Origin of the sequence: Pseudomonas baetica, from assembly GCF_019733355.1 — a bacterium.
GTDB classification, from domain to species: Bacteria; Pseudomonadota; Gammaproteobacteria; order Pseudomonadales; family Pseudomonadaceae; genus Aquipseudomonas; species Aquipseudomonas baetica_A.
The window spans coordinates 1-21615 of sequence record NZ_JAIHLQ010000061.1; the positions used below are offsets into that span (position 1 = coordinate 1).

The 21615-nt window shown below is 56.4% G+C and carries 26 protein-coding genes and 1 pseudogene; 25 read left to right on the plus strand and 2 right to left on the minus strand.

Going from position 1 to position 21615, the window contains the following annotated elements:
- Positions 1 to 119 precede the first annotated feature (119 nt).
- The 10 genes and pseudogenes from istB to K5E40_RS31635 all read left to right on the plus strand — a co-directional run bounded on the left by istB (position 120) and on the right by K5E40_RS31635 (position 9347).
- Complete coding sequence (gene istB / locus K5E40_RS31590) at positions 120 to 875, plus strand: IS21-like element ISPre4 family helper ATPase IstB (RefSeq protein WP_011077977.1); 756 nt, start codon at positions 120 to 122, stop codon at positions 873 to 875.
- 103 nt (positions 876 to 978) lie between these two features.
- Positions 979 to 1572 (plus strand): annotated as a pseudogene (locus K5E40_RS31595) (ParA family protein); the annotation flags it as partial.
- 58 nt (positions 1573 to 1630) lie between these two features.
- On the plus strand, positions 1631 to 1840 hold the full coding sequence (locus tag K5E40_RS31600; protein WP_221734106.1) for a hypothetical protein: 210 nt from the start codon (positions 1631 to 1633) through the stop codon (positions 1838 to 1840).
- A 14-nt stretch (positions 1841 to 1854) separates the two neighbouring features.
- Positions 1855 to 3480 (plus strand): ParB family protein, encoded by a 1626-nt coding sequence (locus tag K5E40_RS31605; protein ID WP_221734107.1) that lies wholly within the window; start codon positions 1855 to 1857, stop codon positions 3478 to 3480.
- Positions 3477 to 4025 carry a DUF2857 domain-containing protein gene (locus tag K5E40_RS31610; RefSeq protein WP_153326028.1) on the plus strand — a complete coding sequence of 183 codons (549 nt, stop codon included), beginning with the start codon at positions 3477 to 3479 and terminating at the stop codon, positions 4023 to 4025. The genes K5E40_RS31605 and K5E40_RS31610 overlap by 4 nt, the downstream gene beginning before the upstream one ends.
- Complete coding sequence (locus K5E40_RS31615) at positions 4022 to 5209, plus strand: STY4528 family pathogenicity island replication protein (protein ID WP_221734108.1); 1188 nt, start codon at positions 4022 to 4024, stop codon at positions 5207 to 5209. Before K5E40_RS31610 ends, K5E40_RS31615 begins: the two co-directional genes overlap by 4 nt.
- 219 nt (positions 5210 to 5428) lie before the next feature.
- Complete coding sequence (locus K5E40_RS31620) at positions 5429 to 6184, plus strand: PFL_4669 family integrating conjugative element protein (protein ID WP_221734109.1); 756 nt, start codon at positions 5429 to 5431, stop codon at positions 6182 to 6184.
- Positions 6181 to 6699: a DUF3158 family protein gene (locus K5E40_RS31625; protein WP_221734110.1), complete on the plus strand. Its 519-nt coding sequence runs from the start codon at positions 6181 to 6183 to the stop codon at positions 6697 to 6699. Before K5E40_RS31620 ends, K5E40_RS31625 begins: the two co-directional genes overlap by 4 nt.
- Positions 6696 to 7151, plus strand: coding sequence for a single-stranded DNA-binding protein (locus tag K5E40_RS31630; RefSeq protein ID WP_221734111.1), 456 nt, complete (start codon positions 6696 to 6698; stop codon positions 7149 to 7151). Before K5E40_RS31625 ends, K5E40_RS31630 begins: the two co-directional genes overlap by 4 nt.
- 228 nt (positions 7152 to 7379) lie before the next feature.
- Complete coding sequence (locus tag K5E40_RS31635) at positions 7380 to 9347, plus strand: DNA topoisomerase III (RefSeq protein ID WP_221734112.1); 1968 nt, start codon at positions 7380 to 7382, stop codon at positions 9345 to 9347.
- Between the two features lie 42 nt (positions 9348 to 9389).
- Here the strand turns inward: K5E40_RS31635 and K5E40_RS31640 are convergent, their stop codons facing one another.
- A complete protein-coding gene (locus K5E40_RS31640) occupies positions 9390 to 9647 on the minus strand; it encodes a hypothetical protein (protein ID WP_221734113.1) in 258 nt (85 codons plus the stop codon).
- 208 nt (positions 9648 to 9855) lie between these two features.
- Here K5E40_RS31640 and K5E40_RS31645 point away from each other — a divergent pair, with 208 nt between their 5' ends.
- The 12 genes from K5E40_RS31645 (at position 9856) to K5E40_RS31700 (ending at position 19428) form a co-directional block, all read left to right on the plus strand.
- Positions 9856 to 10197: a helix-turn-helix domain-containing protein gene (locus K5E40_RS31645; RefSeq protein WP_221734114.1), complete on the plus strand. Its 342-nt coding sequence runs from the start codon at positions 9856 to 9858 to the stop codon at positions 10195 to 10197.
- A gap of 911 nt (positions 10198 to 11108) precedes the next feature.
- Positions 11109 to 11690: an STY4534 family ICE replication protein gene (locus K5E40_RS31650; RefSeq protein ID WP_221734115.1), complete on the plus strand. Its 582-nt coding sequence runs from the start codon at positions 11109 to 11111 to the stop codon at positions 11688 to 11690.
- A 71-nt stretch (positions 11691 to 11761) separates the two neighbouring features.
- Positions 11762 to 12019, plus strand: a complete 258-nt coding sequence (locus K5E40_RS31655; RefSeq protein ID WP_221734116.1) for a hypothetical protein — start codon at positions 11762 to 11764, stop codon at positions 12017 to 12019.
- 100 nt (positions 12020 to 12119) lie between these two features.
- Positions 12120 to 12614 (plus strand): JAB domain-containing protein, encoded by a 495-nt coding sequence (locus K5E40_RS31660; protein ID WP_221734117.1) that lies wholly within the window; start codon positions 12120 to 12122, stop codon positions 12612 to 12614.
- 52 nt (positions 12615 to 12666) lie between these two features.
- A complete protein-coding gene (locus K5E40_RS31665) occupies positions 12667 to 13404 on the plus strand; it encodes an ABC transporter substrate-binding protein (protein ID WP_221734118.1) in 738 nt (245 codons plus the stop codon).
- Positions 13405 to 13510: 106 nt separating this feature from the next.
- Complete coding sequence (locus K5E40_RS31670; protein WP_221734119.1) at positions 13511 to 14053, plus strand: PilL N-terminal domain-containing protein; 543 nt, start codon at positions 13511 to 13513, stop codon at positions 14051 to 14053.
- Positions 14050 to 14721, plus strand: a complete 672-nt coding sequence (locus K5E40_RS31675) for a chemotaxis protein (protein ID WP_221734120.1) — start codon at positions 14050 to 14052, stop codon at positions 14719 to 14721. Before K5E40_RS31670 ends, K5E40_RS31675 begins: the two co-directional genes overlap by 4 nt.
- Before the next feature lie 9 nt (positions 14722 to 14730).
- Entirely contained in the window at positions 14731 to 15450 is a 720-nt protein-coding gene (locus K5E40_RS31680; protein ID WP_221734121.1) for a TIGR03759 family integrating conjugative element protein, read from the plus strand.
- On the plus strand, positions 15432 to 15980 hold the full coding sequence (locus K5E40_RS31685; RefSeq protein WP_221734122.1) for a lytic transglycosylase: 549 nt from the start codon (positions 15432 to 15434) through the stop codon (positions 15978 to 15980). The genes K5E40_RS31680 and K5E40_RS31685 overlap by 19 nt, the downstream gene beginning before the upstream one ends.
- On the plus strand, positions 15977 to 16492 hold the full coding sequence (locus K5E40_RS31690; protein WP_221734123.1) for an integrating conjugative element protein: 516 nt from the start codon (positions 15977 to 15979) through the stop codon (positions 16490 to 16492). The genes K5E40_RS31685 and K5E40_RS31690 overlap by 4 nt, the downstream gene beginning before the upstream one ends.
- A 9-nt stretch (positions 16493 to 16501) precedes the next feature.
- Entirely contained in the window at positions 16502 to 18607 is a 2106-nt protein-coding gene (gene traD / locus K5E40_RS31695) for a type IV conjugative transfer system coupling protein TraD (RefSeq protein ID WP_221734124.1), read from the plus strand.
- Positions 18608 to 18696: 89 nt separating this feature from the next.
- Complete coding sequence (locus K5E40_RS31700) at positions 18697 to 19428, plus strand: TIGR03747 family integrating conjugative element membrane protein (protein WP_221734125.1); 732 nt, start codon at positions 18697 to 18699, stop codon at positions 19426 to 19428.
- A gap of 27 nt (positions 19429 to 19455) precedes the next feature.
- On the opposite strand, the gene K5E40_RS31705 is transcribed toward K5E40_RS31700, so the two are convergent.
- Complete coding sequence (locus tag K5E40_RS31705) at positions 19456 to 20538, minus strand: hypothetical protein (RefSeq protein ID WP_221734126.1); 1083 nt, start codon at positions 20536 to 20538, stop codon at positions 19456 to 19458.
- Between the two features lie 144 nt (positions 20539 to 20682).
- Between K5E40_RS31705 and K5E40_RS31710 the strand changes: the two genes are divergently transcribed.
- From K5E40_RS31710 to K5E40_RS31720, 3 genes are read left to right on the plus strand one after another with little or no spacing between them, the layout of a single operon-like run.
- The gene (locus K5E40_RS31710) at positions 20683 to 20985 is read left to right on the plus strand and encodes an RAQPRD family integrative conjugative element protein (protein WP_311775992.1); all 303 of its coding nucleotides are present in this window, start codon (positions 20683 to 20685) and stop codon (positions 20983 to 20985) included.
- Positions 20982 to 21221, plus strand: coding sequence for a TIGR03758 family integrating conjugative element protein (locus tag K5E40_RS31715; RefSeq protein WP_221734128.1), 240 nt, complete (start codon positions 20982 to 20984; stop codon positions 21219 to 21221). Before K5E40_RS31710 ends, K5E40_RS31715 begins: the two co-directional genes overlap by 4 nt.
- Positions 21222 to 21238: 17 nt before the next feature.
- Entirely contained in the window at positions 21239 to 21610 is a 372-nt protein-coding gene (locus K5E40_RS31720; RefSeq protein WP_058426013.1) for a TIGR03745 family integrating conjugative element membrane protein, read from the plus strand.
- Positions 21611 to 21615: the final 5 nt, after the last annotated feature.

Genomic DNA, 21615 nt, shown 5'->3' on the forward strand with positions numbered 1-21615 from the left:
CTGCGCCAAGGGCTGGAAAAGCTACCGCTGTCCCAGCAAAACCTGCCGCTACTGCCCGACGAACACATCAACCTGCGCGGCCCTGGCTACTACCACTGACCTGAAAAAGGAGCACCAAAATGCTGCCCAATCCGACACTCGACAAGCTGCAAACCCTGCGCCTGCACGGCATGATCAAGGCGCTGAGCGAGCAACACGCCACGCCCGATATCAATGATCTGAGCTTCGACGAACGCCTCGGCCTGATGATCGACCGCGAGCTGACCGAACGTGAAAACACGCGTCTGAGCAGCCGGCTGAAACTGGCACGACTGCGCCACAACGCTTGCCTGGAAGACATCGATTACCGCAGCCCACGCGGCCTGGACAAGTCCCTGATCCTGCAACTGGGCAGCGGCCAATGGCTGCGCGATGGCTTGAACCTGATCATCGGCGGCCCGACCGGTGTAGGCAAAACCTGGCTCGCCTGCGCGCTGGCCCACAAGGCCTGCCGTGACGGCTACAGCGTGCGCTACTTGCGTCTGCCGCGCCTGATGGAGGAACTGGGCCTGGCCCACGGAGACGGTCGATTCGCGAAACTGATGGCGGGCTATGCCAAGACCGACTTGCTGATCCTGGACGACTGGGGCCTGGCGCCGTTTACCGCACCGCAACGGCGCGACATGCTTGAGCTATTGGACGACCGCTACGGCAACCGCTCGACGCTGGTCACCAGCCAGATGCCCGTGGACAAATGGCATGCACTGATCGGCGATCCGACCTTGGGCGACGCGATCCTCGACCGGCTGGTGCACAACGCTTATCGGATCGAACTGAAGGGCGAATCGATGCGCAGACGCGCAACGAAATTGACGACGACAGGGACTTCAGACTAACAATGCAAACCTGCGTCGCTGCGCTCCGACTGCCTGGCCGGATGAGCGTGGAACGGGTGGCCGGATGTTGGTGGACTGGGTGGCCGGATGGCGTGGAATGCGCAACCAAGGCCGACTTAGCTTGCTATTACTACACGCACCGGATGGGCGATTGCGGCTGCGCAATCTGCTTGGCATATTGCGCCCCCATTATGACCTGCTGTTGATCGACACACAGGGTGCACGCAGCGTCCTGCTGGAGATGGCCCTATTGGCCTCCGATCTCGCCCTTTCCCCTATCACTCCGGAAATGCTCGCGGCCCGCGAACTGCGCCGCGGTACCTTGAAGCTGCTCAGTGAGCTCGAACCGTTTAGTCACTTGGGCGTTTCACCGCCCCCCTTACGGCTACTACTTAACCAGGTGAACGCCAATCGGGTGGACAGCCGGATGATCATCCATGGACTGCGTGAAAGCTTCGCTAAGGTGACCAACATCTCTGTACTAGCTAACGTAGTTCCCGACCGAGTGGTGTATCTCAACGCTGCTTCTCTTGGGTTACCGGCCCATCGAATCGAGAAGCGTCGGTCACATCAACAACGCTCTCCATCAGCACGTCAAACCATGCAATCGCTAGCCATCGAGTTGTTTCCGCAATGGCGTGAAGAAATCTCTACGCTGAGTCGAGCCTGGGAGGAATCAACACGCGAGTCTTTCTAGCCCGGTCGTTTTTGTTCTATTGACCTGAGTACTAATAATAGTTGGAGAGGAGTCTTTGATGTTGAGTCAACAGCCCATCATCGTTCAGCCGCCCATTCGGCCACACCATCACATCTACGAGGAGTACTGCACCGTGGTCTTTCGCCTGCAGGATGGACGTCCGGCCATGGGCTGGTTTCTCGCGGAACTCTGCAAACACATCGATGGTTCCAGCACTGCCGAACTTGTGAAGTTCGAGATGGGTGACCATCTGCGTGACTGGCGTTAACCGAGGCACTACAAATGAAGAAGCTCAGCCAAGAAGAGGTCACCAGCAAGCTTCGTCAGGGGCATTTCCAACGGGGTCCAGAACTGGAGCGGCTGTCTGATCCCCTAATCGACACACCGATGCTGGTCACTCTGGAGCAGTTGCGGCCTTACGAACATAATCCGCGCTTCATCCGTAACCCGCTTTTTGACGATATCAAGGCCTCGATTCGTGAGCGCGGGCTGGATCAACCACCTCAAATTACCCGCCGTCCAGGAGAAACCAACTTCATCATCCGCAACGGTGGAAATACGCGTTTGGCGATTCTCGGCGAGCTGTGGCAGGAAACTCACGACGAACGTTTCTTCCGCATCCACTGCCTGTTCAGGCCTTGGAGCGATGAAATCACCAACCTCCTCGGGCACCTGGCAGAAAGCGATCTGCACGGTCAACTCACCTTCATTGAGCGTGCTCTTGCCGTAGCCAAAATAAAAAATATGCTTGAACCTGAGGGGGCTGCGCTTTCACAACGAGAGCTAGCACGCCGCCTTGCCGCCGGAGGTTATCCGATCTCGCAGTCACACATCAGCCGGATGCTTGACGCACTTGAATACCTACTACCCGCCATTCCACAAATCCTATATGCCGGGCTGGGTAAGCCTCAGATCGAGCGCCTGATGGCACTGCGTAGCCAGGCAGAACGGACCTGGAACCGCTACCCAACCGCCGCAGTTGCGTTCGCGGAATTTTGGCTTGATACCTTGGGCAACTTCGACACCGAGCCCGACTCCTTCGATCTTGAGCAAATACAGGCCGAACTTCTTGAGCGCATGAGTCGGCTACTGGGTCAATCCTACCGCATGCTGGCGTTAGAACTGAGCGATCCGCAACGGGTCATCACCCCTCCTAGCGATGTCGTTACCCCCTCAAAGAGCAGCCCCCTGCGGGAACCTAAGGAAGCTGCGGCAGGACCGGCCTCCCAAGACCCGGCTCCAGTCGCCCCTAGGTCCCAGTCCACCACGCCGGCGTTTGCGTCTGAGTCAAATACAGTCAGCTCTCACAGCGACTCCACGCAAATGGAGCAGCAGACGCCGCCTGAGACAAATGTCACAACCGCCGTCAGCCCTCCGTCACGCGTCCAACAGATTCGTGAACAAATCAATTACCAGACGACTACCGAAGTGGCGCTGACCGACGAGGCCTCAGCGACCGATGACGTTTGGACCATTGCACCTACATTGGATAACCCCCAGCAGCTGCGTTTGGAGATCGCCGGACTTGCGCGAAGCATGGCGGCCTACGCCGGGTACCCCGAGAGCATCATTGATCAGGCCAGTGGCTTAGGTTTTACACTCGACATCGATCAAGGAGATCTAGCAGCGCCTCGAGCGATTGGTGTTCACCTCCTGCTACTCGCCCTGCTGCGCGCTCAAGACGATGTCAATTGGGAAGACCGCAAGCAACTGCCATCAGCCCTCTTCGGCCAATTGTTGCTGGGGATCTATCAACTGCCTTTAACAGATCATCCCCCCGTAGATATCGGACTAGAGCGACTACCTGACCCTTTGTTAATCAAACTGTTTCGCTTGATCCGCCTGGCACGTCGCCTCATCGACTTAACGCTTTGCGCCGAAGACGACTCACCGAGGGAAACGCTATGAACCTGTCTTTCCATGTATTGAACCAGGCCATGCTGACCCAGGTGCTGCACGAGCTGCGTCTGGGTAATCTACAACGCTGCAAAGCCCTCGGACTGAGCGAGGATGACATCTACGTGCTGCAATCCTTACCGCCCGCCACGCTGTCGCGCTTGGCACATGCGACCGTATCCTGGGTCGAGGTCAAAATCGACTCAGCTGTGCTCCACCGACTCATCGAACAAGCCGGCCGTGACGAGCAGAACGAGCGCTTGATCAATAGAGCTCTTAAGCTGGGTGCCAGCAGCACCATCATGTACCAATGTTTCGGTTTGGCGCATTCGGAAACCGCCATGCGCCGGCGTCTGCTCAAAATAGAAACCCGCAAGGGCCGACCTCAGCACTTGAACGAAGCGCAAGAGCACTCGCTTTGGCAGCGTTGGTGTCAATTACGCACCCAGGAGGGCACCGAGGATCAGCTTGACGCCATGATGATGCTGGCCGAAGAGCAACAGATCAGCTTGACCGTCGTTTGGCAGCAGATCGATCAGTACAGCAACGGAACATGATGACTGCGCCTGCCAGTCGTTGGCAGCGTGTCTTGCAACAGTGCACCCAGCAGTTGAATGAACGCTGGCCAGCACATCCAACCGCTGACCAACCTTCAAATCAGTCCCTACAAGCTGGGTTTCTGTTTAGCGGCCAATCACACGAAGTCGTGCCACGTCGGCTGCTGTTAGATAATCGGCTGACGCCATTGGAGCGAAATGCCTGGCAGGTATTTCGGCTCATGCTGCAAGGCCAGGGCGTGGTCACGCCGCGCTATGAGAATTTGCAGCCTTACCTCTCGAGCGTGCCCTACGGTGCGTCAGCCTCGCGTGAAACCATTGCTCGCGTGTTGACGATGCTCAGGCTCACTCGTTGGCTCAGTTTGGTTAGCCGCGGTCGCGAGCAAGTCAGCGGGCGTCTACAAGGTTCTTTGTACGTTCTGCACGATGAGCCGTTAACCCCCGCCGAAGCCATGGAGCTGGATCAGGATTATCTAGAACTGGTCGGACATGCCCTCGGTCATGCGACGAAGGCGGTGCGAATTGTCGCTCAACACATTGTGGAGGAGGTCCGACAGGACACAAATATCGATCGAGATCGGTTACCGACGCGGCTCGACAGCTGGGGCGAACAGTGGACGCAGCAAGGCTTGGATCAGCCTCCCGGTGATGCACTGCACGATTCCGAACGGGGGGAAGATCACTACGTTCGGAATCGTGCAGGCCCTCGTTCGGATTCCGAATTTGGCTCGAACGCTAATGTTTCCAGCACCGTTCGGAATCCGAACGCCGCCTGTACTGTATTAAAAGAAAGTATTTGTACTGTACCGCGCGCGACCACAGCGGTGGATAACCTGCACTGGCCCACTGCGCTGCACCTGAACCCAAGCGAGCGTCAGGCCGTCGCCGTGGCGCTGAACAAGCTCAACCCAGCGGATCAGCAGGCGGTGCTTAACGAAGCGGAGGCACGCTTTGCGGCCGGTGGTATACGCAAGCCGGCGGCCTATCTGATGGGCCTGATCCAGCGTGCGCTGAAAGGCGACTTTCGTCCTTGGGCAAGTCAGGCCAAACCGGCACCCGTCGCAGAGCCGCCCCCACCCGCTCCCTCGCGGCCAACTCGGAAAAAGGGCGAACCCGCATCAGCCCTCGCCCAAGCGTGTCTGAATGAGCTGCGCCAACTGCGTGGACGCGGTGGAGCTCAATAGATTTGATGCCAGTGGCATCAAATCTATTGAGCTCCAGTCTACGAAATATCGGACCGAGCCATGGAGCTTTTAGAGGAACACCGGGACGTACTCAACTAAACGTAGACGTTATGTATTTTCTCTTTCTCATCAAACCGAACAGACCGCGTTCAGCTTTTTGGCTGCCCTTGCCCCTCATCTGTCGCAACTTCCCGTCCAAGCCTATGCGAGGACAACACCATGGCCGATCACTATCAACTCAATCTGGGTTCATTGCGCAGCAGCATCACCCTGACCCTGCATACCCACCATGCAGCCCGTATCTGGCAAGGTCGAGCCGCACGCGAAGGCGTCCACTCGATCATGGGTATGGCCGGTTACATCAGTGTCACCAACCTTATCAAACAGACTGCGGCCCATGACGATCCCTACGCCGATTGGGCCATCGTGCAGCTCGAAGAAAAACTGATGCAGGCAAAGGCTGGGATGGGAGAACTGACCCAACAGCTGGACAGGATCAGACAGGACCTGCCAACACAAATCGACATGGGGGACAACCTCAACATCCACCCCGTTACTTTGCCGTTGTATATCGGCAGCCAACTGGGTTTTCTGGCGGTTTACCTATTGACCGACTACGACATGCTGGTCCGCCATACCCTCTTGGCCCATCACACGGCTTTGATCGGCCGAAGAGACATGGAAGCCTGGATCGACGACGGTGCCCACCTGTTACGCAGCCTGTTCGGTCAGGCACAACGTTATCGACATGCCGGCGTTACACGCGATGATATGGCCACAAATAATGCCCGCGCCCTGGCGGCCGTGGAGAAGTATGGATTGCCCCCGATGGACATCCTTGAGGGTCATCGCCGTTCTCAGTTTGCACCGCCGATCATTCGCCGTGGTGCTGTAGCAGTGGATAACGCTGACGCTTTGGCAGAGGTAGTGTACGGTCCGTCTGCGAGCGTAGATGAGTCGGAGGCTGATGCATGAATCCCATGATCCCGATTCAGCCAATGCCCTTCGAAGCGTTGACACCGGATGCCTATCGGCAGCTCGAACACGCTGCCTCCCTAAAAGGCCTTTTAAAACCTTTTAAGGGTAAGGGGGAGTTGGAGCACCTGGCGCAGGTGGCGAGGGAAATCGAGGCGCAGTTATGTCGCCTGATGGAGGCTGTCGTGCAGCAAGCCGGGCAGCCGCCGTACTCGCTATTGAAGATACGATTGGTGCTGCAGAAGACCAGTGCGGGCAGCAACTTTTTGCGTTGGCGCACCCGTGATTTTTCTCGCATGGGTGTGGCGGTTTGGGAACGTCAGATCTCCAACAAAGCATTGCCGCAGATCGTACGAAAGGAATTGCATCGTTTCGAATGCGCGCGTATCGCACTAAACCTTCAAATGAGTGTGGTGCATTCGCTCTACCGCCAGGCTACGACCTGCGCGACCAAAATGGCCAGTGCCGAACAGTTGCTGCGCCAGTTCACACCCGCAGTGGAGAAAACACGATGAGTACTTTTTTCGTCGGCGAAGGCAATATCGGCAGTGCGCCAGAGTTCCAGGAGTTCGCCTCAGGCAATGACGAGCCACGGCGTTTGCTACGGCTGAATGTGTACTTCGACAACCCCATCCCACGCGAGGGCAGCTATGAAGATCGGGGCGGCTATTGGGCGCCGGTTGAGCTCTGGCACCGTGAGGCTGAACACTGGAGCACGCTGTACCAGAAAGGCATGCGCGTGCTGGTCGAAGGTCGTACGGTGCGCGATGAGTGGGAGGACAGCGAAGACAATGCACGGGTGACCTTCAAGATCGAGGCCCGTCGAGTCGGCATCCTGCCTCACCGGGTACACAGCGTGGTCATGCGGGAACGCTCCAGTGAACCGACGGCCGCTCAAAATACTGAGCAGGCCAACTCGCCGACGTCGAAATCCAAGAAACACAGAGGGCAATCACCTAAGGCCTGAACGACTTCAGGCATAAAAATTGCGCCTTTGCGCGAAGTTCCAGGCCTGCCATTGCTCGCTGCTCATGAAGCCCCCCACCCAGCTACGAACGCTCCAATAAGGTAGCAGCTTCAGCTCATTCAAGGCCGCCCTCACCGACTAATATGAGGAACCTGCCATTCAGGTTTCTCATATCTCGCCCCTGCTAATTCAAACAACGCTGCTCCGAACTCAATCCGGAGTAGTTATATGCGCCTCTTCCTCTGCGAAAAACCTTCCCAGGGTCGTGACATCGCCAAGGTTCTCGGAGCCACTCGGCGTGGCGATGGTTGCCTGATCGGCCCCGAGACAACTGTCACGTGGTGTATCGGCCACCTACTGGAGACGGCCCCGCCTGAAGCCTACGGCACTCAATACAAGAACTGGTCGTTGGATCATCTACCGATCATTCCGGCGCAGTGGCAAGTGGAGGTCAAACCCAAGACTGCCGCGCAGTTCAAAATCATCAAACGCCTGCTCAGCGAAGCCACCACCGTTGTCATCGCAACCGACGCCGACCGCGAAGGTGAGATGATTGCCCGCGAATTATTGGAGCTCTGCCAGTACCAAGGCACTGTTCAGCGCCTCTGGCTGTCCGCACTCAACGAAGCATCGATTCGCAGGGCACTGACCTCGCTGAAGTCTGGTCAGGAAACCTTCCCGCTCTATTACTCGGCCCTCGCCCGCAGCCGTGCCGACTGGCTGATCGGCATGAACCTCAGTCGTTTGTTTACCCTTCTTGGTCGGCGGGGAGGCTACGACGGCGTTTTGTCAGTGGGGCGCGTCCAGACACCCACCTTACGTCTGGTGGTCGATCGGGATCGTGCGATTGCCGGCTTCGTCCCGGTGCCTTACTGGAACATTGAGGTACACCTATCGTCGATGGGCCAGCGATTCATCGCGTCGTGGTTACCGCCATGCTCAGGACGGGACGAGTCGGGGCGTTGCCTACAACAAGTGCTTGCCCATCACGCGGTCCAAACAATCACCGACGAGAAGTCTGCCACGGTAATCTCGTTACATACTGAGCATTTCCGAGAACCGCCGCCCCTGCCCTTCGATCTGAGCACATTGCAGGAAGTCTGCTCGCGTAAGCTGGGGCTCGGCGTCCAGGAAACCCTGAACATCGCCCAAGCCCTGTATGAAACCCACAAAGCCACCACCTACCCGCGCAGCGATTGCCGCTATTTGCCAGAGAATATGTTCAACGAGGCTCCCGCGGTACTAGACGCCCTGCTCAAAACGGATCCTGCACTCAGACCTGCATTCGAGGATCTAGATCAATCATTGCGCTCCCGCGCATGGAACAATGCCAAGGTCACTGCGCACCACGGCATCATCCCCACCATCGAACCGGCAAACCTGGTGCGGATGTCCGAACAAGAACGCCATGTCTACGAACTGATCCGTAGCCACTACCTAGCGCAGTTTCTTCCGCATCATGAGTTTGATCGGACCCAGGTCGAACTGGCGTGTGGCAAAGAACGATTGACCGCTGTGGGCAAACTGATCTTGGTCCAGGGCTGGAAAAGCTCGCTTTCCGAAAACACCGAAGAGGATGAGCCCAGTCACAAACCCCAAGTCTTACCCATCTTGCAACAGGGCACGCAGTGCGCAGTGGACAATGTCGAACTCAAATCCATGCGAACTGCCGCTCCTAAACCTCTCACCGAGGGTGATCTGATCAAGGCGATGAAAAACGTCGCCAAGCTTGTCAACGACCCACGCCTGAAACAGAAACTTCGGGACACCACCGGTATCGGAACCGAAGCCACACGAGCCGGCATTATCAAAGGCCTCATTGATCGCGGTTATTTGATGAAGAAAAAACGCGCCTTAACGGCCACGGCGGCGGCCCATACCCTGATCGAGGCGGTACCCTCTGCAGTCGCGGATCCTGGCATGACTGCGATTTGGGAGCAGGCGCTTGACGAAATCGAAGCGGGACGCCTGACCTTGGATGCGTTTGTCACAAAGCAGGCGAACTGGATTGCTAAGTTGGTCGAACACTATGGAGCGATCACCTTGTCGATACCGGTCGAAGCCGGCCCGGCCTGCCCCATTTGCAATGCCTCAATGATCAAGCGGAAAGGCAAATCTGGGCCGTTCTGGTCATGCTCGCAGTATCCGAACTGCAAGGGCACTACGCTGTTCAGAAAAGAGACGCGCCGCCCATGACAGTCCGATTGAGATCAACATGAAGTCAGGGTGGTGCACAGCTCAGTGCATCATCAGGGGCGCCTGATCCCGCTCCAAATCGATCAAAGGTTGTCCGACTTCACGGGCCAAGGCGATGCCTGTCGAAATCCATATCTGCCCCAGTTCGTTGAAGGCTTTTAGATGGGCAGGATCCTCATTGAGCCAATGAATAAGGCGTTCGAAGTATTCGGGGTTATCCGGGCAATCATGAATCTTGATGAACAGCTCCAGTGTTCGATCCCAAATCAGATCCATGACGCCATTGCTCTCATCTTCCATGCTCAACCATCCCTCTACTTGGTCCTGTCAGACCGTCGTTCTTACTAACCAATCTGGACTCTGATCCCTGAAGGGACAGAAACCACTTCGCGATACACAGCTGTTTCAGTCACTATAGCAACCCAATGAGTCGATACTCAACCCTTAAGGATGTTCATGTCAACGGGTCTTTGCTCAACCATTCGGGTTGAACTGGAGAACTCATCACTTGGCACATAAACATCCAACCCAAGCCCAAATCGGGCGCATGATCGCGAAGCACCGCAGCGAGCGTAATCTGACCCAGGAAGAGGTGGCTGAACGTTTAGGGATCGGTAGCGAAGCCATCTCGCGCCTGGAACGGGGTGTAGTGGAGCTTTCAGTAGTCAAGCTGATGCAACTGGCAGATATTTTTGATTGCAGGATGGATGAACTCCTGACGGCATCGAGTAATCGCCCCAATGACCAGGGTCAGGTGATCGCGGGTCTGCTGAGTGGACTAAAAGAAAGCGACCGTGCCTTTATCTTGGCAACCGTCGAACAATTAGCAGCACATCTCGGCAGTAAGTAACCTCTTTCATGGTGTTCAACGTAGCGTCTTATGAAAGGGCCTGCAGGCTTGACGTCGTGTCGACCTCTCTGCTCTAGTAGCTTTGGATAATCGCCAACGGCGACCCAAGACCGATTAGCTCCGGGCAGTTCGGTCAAACTCTTAGAGTTCGGAGCCTTCTCTTCTGCGGAATTTAGTTCCCGTTTTTTGCTCGACCTGATTGTGGTGGCGGATGACCACTGTTGCCTCTACCCGGCAATAGCGGTCATCCGCTTCGGCGATCGTAATCAATCCCGGAGCCCACCGGGGAAACACGGGGCACCCTTTGTGCGCGGATGCGTGCCAGCATATTCCGACCCAGGCCACGACAAGGGTCGGTTGGCGAATCATGGCGCAGTTAAAGCAAGTTTTGCGAGGAGCTTGTCGACTGCGTAAGACCGTCAAAGGTGGTTTTTCTATTCCTCGCCTGGCACGCCACCAGGCCCACTCTTCTTTTTTTTCATTTTCTTAATTCCAGTGACTACCACCGTATTCCGGCCTAAAAAAATCGGGTTGTAGCGTCTTGACGCTCCCCTGTGACAGGCTTATACAAAGGGCGTGGTTCGCTGTCGTTGACAGCCCAGCCCAGGTAGCCAAAACCTTCAAGGCTACGCCACGTTCGTGGTGGTTTACCCAAGTGCGATCAGCGTTCGGAAGCTCGCGCGGTTACCGCTTAAGCGGTGATGAATGCCGACTACTCCATCCCTGCGGATTACCACCGCAGACGCTCCTCTGCTGCACAGCTATTCCCCCAGAAGCATCACTCTGATGGTCATCGGCTTGCCGGTGACGAGTCGTTCATCGTTTGACTTCATCTTACCCACCCTGACGGGGGCTCACTTTCCCGTCAGGGGCTGTGCGTCGCCGTTTTCCCTTGAAACAGGAGAACCACCATGGCCTACGCCAACCAATCCCAAGAAGCGACCTCTTACTTCAACCTGCACACCGTCGGTATCGGCTACCTCAACCGTGTTCGTGAAGTACAGGTCCGCCGCGGTCAGCCATTCATGGCCTGCGATATCGCAGCCTTGCATGGTGCCTCCGATGCAGTGGAGTACACCCGCTTTGATTGCAAAGTCGCTGGTGGCGAAGCTGACCGCTTGATTCGTCTCTATATGGAAGCCGTAAAAGCCGAGAAAAAGGTCTTGCTGTCGTTCCGTATTGGTGACCTGTGGATCGACCCATTTCTCTATGAGAAAGGCGATAAACAAGGCCAACCTGGCGCCAGCCTGAAAGGTCGTTTGCTGTTCATCGACTGGATCAAGGTCAATGGCAAGTTCGAATACAAAGCGCCCGCCAGGCAGGAAGCAACAGCACCTGCTGAGCCAGCGCCGATCAATGAACCCTCTCCAACGTCGGCTTATGCCGAAGCTGAGGATACCGACACCCCTACAGAGTCCAGGATTGAACCTGAATCTCCAACCACTCCCCGCACGGTCCGCCGTGTCGCCACACGTGCTGTTCAGTCCGCCTGAACAATCCATGATGTTTTACATCAAGGCGCTCAATAGAGCGCCTTTTCTTCAACCAGCACAGGAGAACCAATATGGAATCCTTCTGGCTTTGCGACGACTGCCTGTTCGGTGCGGCTTACGAGGACTGCAGCACGTTATCGCTGTATTACTCGCCGGATGAGATCGAACAACGTATCGCCGCGATACACCGTAGGCTGGTTCGCTTATTGCCCATCAGTGCCGACTTCGATCCCGAAACCGGCTGGGGCATCAGAGACTTTTCTCCATTGCCTTGCGACGGTTGTGGTTCACCTCTACACGGTCAACGTCACCGATACACTCGGCTGTAAATCCTATATCACCTGCAAACGCCTGCAACTCCACACCCACCCTGGGGCAACCACTCCCCTCGGGCGTGTACCCCTGATTATTCACTTCGGAGGTAGCGCCATGAGCACACCACTCAAACTGATTGAGACCACGGATTCCGAGGCAGATCGCATTGTCCAAGAAAACCAGCTGATCGACGAAGCGCTGCATATTCTGGATCATCGGCTTTTCGCCCGCGGGCCTAGCCTGACGTCGCCGGACACCGTAGCGGCTTACCTAAAACTGCGTCTTGCACACCAAGACCATGAAGTCTTTGGTGTGATTTTTTTTGACGCCCGGCACCGGGTGCTGGCGTTCGAAATCCTCTTTCACGGCAGCATTGATGGCGCCAGCGTTTACCCCCGCCAAGTCGTTAAGCGTTCCCTCGCGCATAACGCTGCGGCCGCCATTTTTGTTCACAACCACCCCTCAGGGTGTACGGAACCCAGCCAGGCGGATCGCGTCTTGACCGCTCGGTTGAAAGAAGCCTTGGCCTTGATCGACGTGTGCGTACTGGATCACTTCATCGTGGGTGAAGGTCGCCCGCTCTCCCTTGCCGAATACGGCTGGCTTTAACCCTCACAGGCGCCTACGGGCGCCTTGTTTATTTCAATTCTGGAGAACCCTTATGAACCAAACCCTAGCCCTGCTCCCAGCTTCAAACCCATTTGCTCGCGGTTATGACAACTTGCATATCGAACGGCTGCTACTGATAACCTACGAAAACAACTACCCTCCCTGCTTTCGCCCCCTGCACGACTCACAGGTCCATCTGCCCGACGATAAACTGCAGTTGCTCCCCTGCATTTTCAATGACGATTTCGCCTTGATCAGCGAAGGTCAATCCATTCCGGATGAGTTGGATGAACGCTGTCAGTCCACCGGACTGGTGCGCCAAGTGATTTACGCCGTGATGGGCGAAATGCTCAACGAACGGCATCATGTCGGCGATCTCTACTCTCTGGAGGATGCCCAAGCCCTAATCCGTCGCTTGAGCTTCGAGACGGGACACTACAGTCGAACCTGGGAGATCAGTACCGCACACCTCACTGAAGAAGCATTGCGCTACTTGGAACGCCGGGCGGGCTATGTCGACCCCAGACCAACCGGTCTGCTGTTCGAACCCTTTGCCCTGAAGGACTGCAATGGCGTCGGTTGTAAGCTCATCGGCACGCCCTGGACCGACGATAACTTGGTAAAAATCGAGGGCTGTCCTTACTCATCGCTGAGGCAAGAACAACTCGATGCCGGTACGCCGGCAGCCTTGGTCAACGTACTCTGTCTGGCGGCATTGGCGGATGTGCGCTTGTTGATTTTCGACCCCGACGCTGCCGTCTTGGATAGGCTCGCCATTTTTGATGAATAGCAACGCGTTCAGCGTTAACACGACCCGCCTTGAATCGACTTTCTCACTGAATCGCTCGTTCACCTCATGTCAGGTTCTGCACTGAATCTGACGTGAGGTTTTTTCCATGGAGCGTTTTTTCACGCCTGTCTGCCTGCTGGGTTTGTTGAGCGCCTGCACCGCGCAAATCCCCACCCCATTGCCGACCCAACCAGAAATCGGCAGTGGCTCCAATCAGGCCCAGCACTCGAGGGGCAAAGCCGAAGAAAGCCATCCGGCAGAACTTCGTTATGGCCGCTATACGCTGGTCAGCACCGAGCCCACCTCGGAACAACGCGATCTTCTTGCCCAAATCATTGAAGTGAACATTCCGTCCAGCCTGAGCCCTTCCGTGCAGGATGCGATGCACTACGTACTGCAGCGCTCGGGCTATTCGCTCTGCCCCGTTACCGCGTCGGTGAGGATTCTCTTTACTCGGCCCCTGCCCGCGGCCCATTACCGGCTTGGGCCAATCCCTTTGCGCAGCGCGCTACAAGTGCTGGCGGGCCCCGCCTGGCAACTTACGACCGATGAACTCGGCCGTTCGGTCTGCTTCGAACAACAGAAGGCTGATGTCGGCATCGTACGGGCCACACCAGGCTCGTCCCATCAGTCGGAGGCACGCTCATGAAAGCCTCGACGTTTCAAACCCTCATTGTCGGCTTACTTTGCCTGGCGGTCTCTGGACTGAGTGGTGGTTTGTATAACCAGTATCAACGCGTGACCGAGCTGGGAAATGCGAACGCCCAACACCTACAGATCCTGCAAACCTTGCAACGTGATTCGAGCGATCTCAAAGACGCGCAGGAGACGCTGCAGCATGCACTGAAAGACCTGAAGCAGATGGTGGATTCCGGTGAACAACAGGTCAACACACTCGACCCGATGTTGGATCAATGGGCACAAGAGATAAAGGAACTACGCGACGGTCTGGCAGACCGAGCCACCACAGCCGACATGAACGCGCTACGCGCACGACTTGAGCACGTCGAGCAGCAACTCCTGGACCTCAAGCCACAGCCAACACTTCCACCACCGACATCTTCCCCGGCCAAACCGAAGAAAACCTCTCGCCCCAAGTCTGCCCTGCTCCCGCCGCCATTCTCAGTGTTGAGTGTCGAGTCCCGTGGTGGCGAGCCCTTTCTGGCGGTCGCGCCTCCTGATAGTCGCTCGCTCAACGATATCCGGTTGCTGCATAACGGCGAGCAGCTTGGCACATGGCGACTGAAAGTGCTGGAGCCGAAGGCGGCCATCTTCGCAGTGGCTGCTCAGCCAGACCAGACAGTGCAACTCCCTTGAGAAGCGATCATGAACAGAGCGCCACTACTCCCCGTCGTCTGTCTCGCTTCGCTACTGGCCATAGGCGCTGCGATGGGCAACCCCGTCACGACACCGTCAAGGAACCAGGACACGCAGGTCGCGCCCTTGGGGCGCTCTGACTCTGAACAGGCGGCGAGTTGGGGCCTGACCGAGCAGGAATGGACGCGCTTCGAACAGATCCAAGCCGGCCCACGTGGTTTCTGGAGCCCGAACCTCGATCCGTTGACCGCACTTGGGGTCGAGGCCCAGACCGACCAAGAGCGCCAGCGATATGCCGAATTACAGGTAGCACTGGAAGCCAAACGCGCCGAGCGTGAATTGGCCTACCAAAACGCTTACACCGCGGCCTGGGCCAAGCTGCTTCCGGGGCTATTGCCGATTCAAGGTATGGCATCCCCGCCCTCTGCTGGCTCACCGGTAGAGCCGCGCCGAGCTCTGTTTGTCGAAGACCACTGCTCTGCGTGCACCGCCGAAGCGCAGCGTCTGCAAAGCAGTGATACGGCGTTCGATATCTACCTGGTGGGCAGCCAAGGCGAGGATGAACGCGTCCGCAGCTGGGCTCGGCAAGCGGACATCGATCCAGCCAAGGTTCAACGCCGGCAGATCACCCTGAACCATGACCGTGGTCGCTGGTTTAGCCTGGGCGCCCCAAGACCATTGCCCGCCACATTTCAACAGGTGAACAGACAATGGCAACGCCTCGACTGAGTGGTATTGCGCTGATGTTGGCGATGCTGGCGGCTCAGGCCGAGGAGCTTCCGCCGCCAGCCTACCAACTGGCGGCGCATGACGCCGACATCCCGTCTACGGTGCTGTTTGCGATTGCCCTGCAGGAGAGCGGTATCCGCGTCCGTGGTCGACTGCTGCCCTGGCCTTGGACCCTGAACATCGCTGGAACATCCTACCGCTTCGCCAGTCGCCAGGCTGCCTGCCATGCATTGCTTAGCGCGCTCGTCCGGTATGACGCCAAGCGGATCGATGTAGGGCTCGGGCAAACCAACCTTGGTTATCACGGACAACGTTTTTCCAGTCCCTGCGAAGCTCTCGAACCCTACCGCAATCTGGCTGTGACTGCCGCCCTGCTGCAAGAGCATCACGCTGTCACCGGTGATTGGGTGTTGGCTGCCGGACACTATCACCGACCGGCAGGAGGAACGCCGGCGGCGCGTTACCGCGCCGAATTTTCCCGGCAGCTTGAACGGCTGCTGACTTCCTCCGAACAAGGCATATCACCATGAAACGAATATCCCTTACCTGCTGTTTCATCCTGCTCTTGGCATCTTTAGCCCAACCGGAACTGACCTTAGCCGGGGATCAGCCTAGCGACTTCACCCGCCCCCATTTTCAAGTTGCCGGGCCGTCCATAAACAACAATATCCAGCCTGGTCGGGTCATGCATGCAGACTTGTCCACGTTTGCCGATGAAACCTGGATATTACCCGTTCGCAGCTCTTACTTGAGCCCCGGCCAAATCACGTCTCGCGCCCTAAACATGCCGGGCTTACGGCCATTTTTCCTGGTGGGTGAGGATACCCACTCACTGGTTTGGTTGCGTCAACGCGCGACTGAATTGCAGGAAATGGGCGCGGCTGGTCTAGCGGTTGAAGTAACCGATGCCGAAGCTTTGACCCGGATTCGAGCAGCCGCTCCGGACATCACCATCCTGCCGGTCAACGGCAACGACATCGCCATCCGCCTGCAAATTGAGCACTATCCCGTCTTAATTACTGCCACCTCACTGGAACAGTGAGTCCAGGTCATGGCCGAGCATGCGATGGAGTCCAAGCTCCGGCCAGCGGTGGAGCTGTATACCGTAGCAATCTGTATCGCTGCCGCGGTGTTGTGCATGTACTCGCCCTGGGCTGTAGCCCTGTCACCCGAGATCGGTCTGGTTGCGGCGCTGGCCTATGCCCTGTTCGGCCTTATCCGGCTTCGACAAGCCTGGGAGGTGCTGCGCTATCGGCGCAATATCCGTCGGCTGCCCCGTTACGAGTTGACCAGTCGACAGATTCCGATCAGCCGCAAGCGTCTGTTCATGGGCCGCGGATTTCGCTGGACTCGCCTGCACACCCAGCGACTGGTCGAGGCCCAGGATCCGGTGGTCGCCCACTATGTCGATCAACCTGCCTGTTACCGTCTGGCCCGTGGACTCGAACGGCGCGTGGAGCATGCACCGTTCCCGCTCTCGACATTGGCCCGTGTCACCGCCTGGGACAGTGCCTTCAATCCGTTGCGCCCTTTGCCCCCGGTAGGTGGCTCGCCACTGTTGCATGGGGTCGAGCCCAATGAAACGGAGGTCAGTCTGCCACTGGGCGAACGGGTCGGACACACCCTGGTGCTAGGCACTACTCGCGTCGGCAAGACGCGACTCGCCGAGGTGTACATCACCCAGGACATTCACCGCGTCGAACACGAGGTAGTGATTGTCTTCGATCCGAAGGGTGATGCCGACCTGCTCAAGCGCATGTACGTCGAAGCCAAACGCGCCGGTAGGGAAAAGGAATTCTATGTTTTCCATCTAGGCTGGCCAGAGATCTCTGCGCGGTACAACGCCGTGGGACGTTTCGGGCGCATTTCGGAAGTGGCGTCGCGTATCGCCGGGCAGCTCAGCGGTGAAGGTAACTCGGCGGCCTTCCGTGAGTTCGCCTGGCGCTTCGTCAACATCATTGCCCGGGCTTTGATCGAGTTGGGTCGACGTCCGGACTACCTGCAGATCCAGCGACATGTGGTCAATATCGATGCGCTGTTCATCGAATACGCTCAGCAGTTTTTCGCCAAGACCGACCCGAAGGCCTGGGAGGTGATTGTCCAACTTGAAGGCAAGCTCAACGAGAAAAACATTCCCCGGCATATGGTGGGACGCGAAAAGCGTGTGGTGGCCATCGAGCAGTACCTGGCGGCCAAACGGGTATTTGATCCAGTCATGGACGGACTGCGATCGGCGGTGCGATATGACCGTACTTACTTCGACAAAATCGTTGCCTCGCTACTGCCGCTGCTGGAGAAACTTACCACCGGCAAGACCTCCCAGCTACTGGCGCCCAACTACACCGATTTAGATGACCCGCGGCCAATCTTCGATTGGATGCAGATCATCCGAAAACGCGGCATCGTCTACGTTGGCCTCGATGCGCTGACTGATGCCGAAGTGGCCGCCGCCGTGGGCAATTCAATGTTCGCCGACTTGGTCTCGGTCGCGGGACATATCTACAAACATGGCATTGACCATGGACTGCCTCAATCTGGCAACGCTGGTGACAAACTGCCAATCAACCTGCATGCCGATGAGTTCAACGAGTTGATGGGCGATGAGTTCATTCCGCTGATCAACAAGGGGGGCGGTGCCGGTATCCAGGTAACCGCCTACACCCAAACCCTCAGCGATATCGAAGCACGAATCGGCAACCGGGCCAAGGCCGGCCAAGTAGTCGGCAACTTCAACACCCTACAGATGCTGCGGGTGCGCGAAACCGCAACCGCGGAACTGCTCACCCAGCAGTTGCCCAAGGTTAATGTGCTCACCAAAACCTTGGTCTCGGGTGCAACCGACACCTCCGATCCGGAGGCCAACACGGACTTCACCTCGTCCTCACAGGACCGTGTCAGCAGCACCAGCGTGCCGCTGATCGAGCCTGCTCACATCGTCAGCTTGCCCAAGGGACAAATGTTCTCCTTCCAGGCCGGGGGGCAGCTCTGGAAAGTCCGCATGCCGTTGCCAAAACCCTCCAACGACGATGCCATGCCCAAAGACCTGCAGGAGCTTACCCAACGAATGCGGGCCAGCTACAACGCGCAGGCAGGGCAATGGTGGAGCGCAAGCGGTGGCGGTCCAACAACAAACTTCGATCTGGATCAGGTGGGTTAGACGGCCCCGCCACAGGTTTCGATTCAGCAAACACGTATTCGGCAGGAGCCGTGGCTGCATCAACTCAACAGTGCCCAATGGAGTAAACGATGGCGACTGCCGCCCAGAACACGCGGCCACAACCGATCCAACGTCCAGGACTGATCATCTCGGCGATTGGCCTGGTCCTACGCATCATCGGTGCGCTGATGGCCTCGTTGCTGTTCTCGATCCTCATCGAGTTCGCCGGCCTGCTACTGGTCTGGGACGATGAGGGTTGGCATCACAGCCAGGAAATGTTGAATAGTGAATTGGGGTGGCTCAGCGAGCACTTCAAATCTTCTGTCATCCTCCAACAACCTGGGCAGACGATTGTCCAGTGGCTGGACTTTCTCAATCAATTGTTATTGGTTAAGACCGGTTTTGCGGATTTTGCCAGGCAGGCGCGGGTGTCGAACCAAGGCAACGGCTTCTCGAGCTGGATCAACCAGCTCTACGTGAGCATTGAGGATTTCGTACTGGCCGCAGTTTACGTGACCTTTACCTTCGTGGTACGCCTTACCATTCTGGTCCTGGCCGCCCCACTGTTTCTAATGACCACGTTTACTGGTTTTGTCGATGGGTTGATGCGACGCGACCTGCGCAAGTTTGGGGCAGGTCGCGAAAGCAGTTTTGTCTACCATCGTGCTAAACGAGCCGTGACAACAGTGCTGCTCGTGCCCTGGATCATTTATCTGTCTCTCCCCTTTTCGCTCAATCCACTCGCTATTTTTTTACCGTGCGCCGCAATGTTGGGGATAACAACTGCGATCACCGCCGCAACATTCAAGAAATATCTTTAAAATTTGACGCCCCTTTTTTTCAAAGCATTAGATATGACTGGAGTTCGTACTCGCTTTCTTGCAGGCTGTGACGATTGCACTCATAAAGTCCTGGTACTTAGGCTGAATCCAGTCACCTCGCTTCTGATGTTCAGAGAAGGGTTTCGAAAACATGAAATTAACCATGCCTTTGATTTGATTCTCCGTATCAGCTGTCCCAAATTCCACCCCCGCGCTCTCGACATATGAATGTCGATGCCGCAGGACATCAGAGAGCGTATCGTCCAGCGTTTGCCCTACCAAAACATAACCGGCTTTCTGCTTGTATTGCCGGGAACCGTCGCATACCTGCAACATGTCGATATCCCCTAGGCCTAATAAAGCCCCCTTCTTATTGAAATTATTAAGATCCGCTAGAGCATCCGCCATTGGACCACTCCCAATCGGAAGGGCATCAGGGTTATGCTGTGATTGCTTAATTATCGCGCGCTCAACTCGACTAGTGAGCACAAACTTAACATACCAGGGGTCAAAATATCTCAATGGCAAGTCATCAGGTATTTCCCGATATGCAATACCTAGAGGAATTAGCACACCAAAAGGAGCCTCAAGATCTTTTTTCCAACTCAGCTCTTCTATACTTTTAAAATATTGGGTGAGGTATACATCGTCATCATGCACCGCCTCCAGAACACTCACCAAATGCTCAATCGACTTAAAACCGATCCAAGTCATACGCAGACCTGTATCAGCGAAAAACAACCGAAGCTCTTCGAGGGCACTTAATGCGTCAGCATAGTTAATATTTCCACGACGTCCCATATGCTCATACAAGGCTACAGGAGTTACAGCCAAGTAGGTTTCTCGGTCGCTCCAGCCTGTCACAAACCTGGTGAACGCAGTATATGATAACGCCTGCAAATCACGATTCGGCTTAGTTGCTCTATGTTTAAAAGACTGAATTATGCTGTTATCAAGAACCAAATGCATTGGTCCTTCTAGCTCGTAACTGACAGCGTATTTTCTTGCGAATTTCTCAGTCGACATATAAAACTCAAGAATTTCGTGGTCAGTGCGGCCACGCAGACACTCCGCGACCTCAATTATCAATTTCTCTTTAATTCCTTCCACCACTATCACCCTTAACGACAACTGAATAAAAACCGATCGTAGCCAGCTCGATTAATTTGCTGACGTTCACTCTTCCCTCGGAGATCTTAATTCCAGACCAACGTCGGGACCACCACAATGTCCGTTTTTCCTATTCGTTTTCTCATGCTCACTGTGATCGCATTTCACAGCGACTGCTTTGCTGCGGGCGAGCATGAGCAGCAACTCAGTCTACTCATCAGACAGTTAGATACTCTCGACACGTTGGTACTACGGACCTCACGTGACGAAGCACCAGAGTCAAATACACGTTACCGCTTTGACTATCCTCGCCTAACTCAAGACATCCAGCGCATCCGCCAGGGTGTGCAGGACTATCTCTCCCCCTCTCGCGCTCAACCCCGCGACTCCACTGAGTTGGTTGGAGAATACCGTCTCGACACACCATCCGCAGAGTCCTCGCCATGAGCATGACTGACGCTCAGACCGCGGCCTTCCAAAACGCCTCCGGCTTTTCGGCGCAGAGCAGCTCAACACTGTGGATGTCCCTGGTTCTCGTCCTGGCTTTGCTGTGGTGTGCCTGGGTGATGTGGACGGCTTACCGGGGCTGGGCGACAGGAAGCGTGCGCTTTGGAGCCTTTGGCGGCAGCGCTGCGCGTGTACTGCTCACCTTGCTGATTTTGATGTTCTTCACCCTGTCCTAACACCGGAGATCGCCATCATGCTCAAGTGCCTTGTCCCCCTTAAAAACAACCTGCGTGATCGCGCAAGCCAACGCTTGATCGGTCTTCTGCTTGTGCTTGGTCCAGGCCTAGCTTTTGCCGAGCTACCGACCATGGAAGCTCCTTCACGTGGTGAAGGGTCCGGATTGATCGAGACGATCAAAAACTACGCCTACGACGGCGGCATTCTGCTCGGTCTACTGATTGCCCTGCTCGCTTTTCTCGGCGTGGCCTGGCATTCCCTGACCGTATTCGCCGATGTCCAAAACCAACGCAAGACCTGGAAAGACCTCGGCGCGGTAGTGGGTATCGGCGCCCTGTTGGTGGTGATCATCATCTGGTTCCTCACCAAGGCTGCCGCGATTCTGTGAGGTTG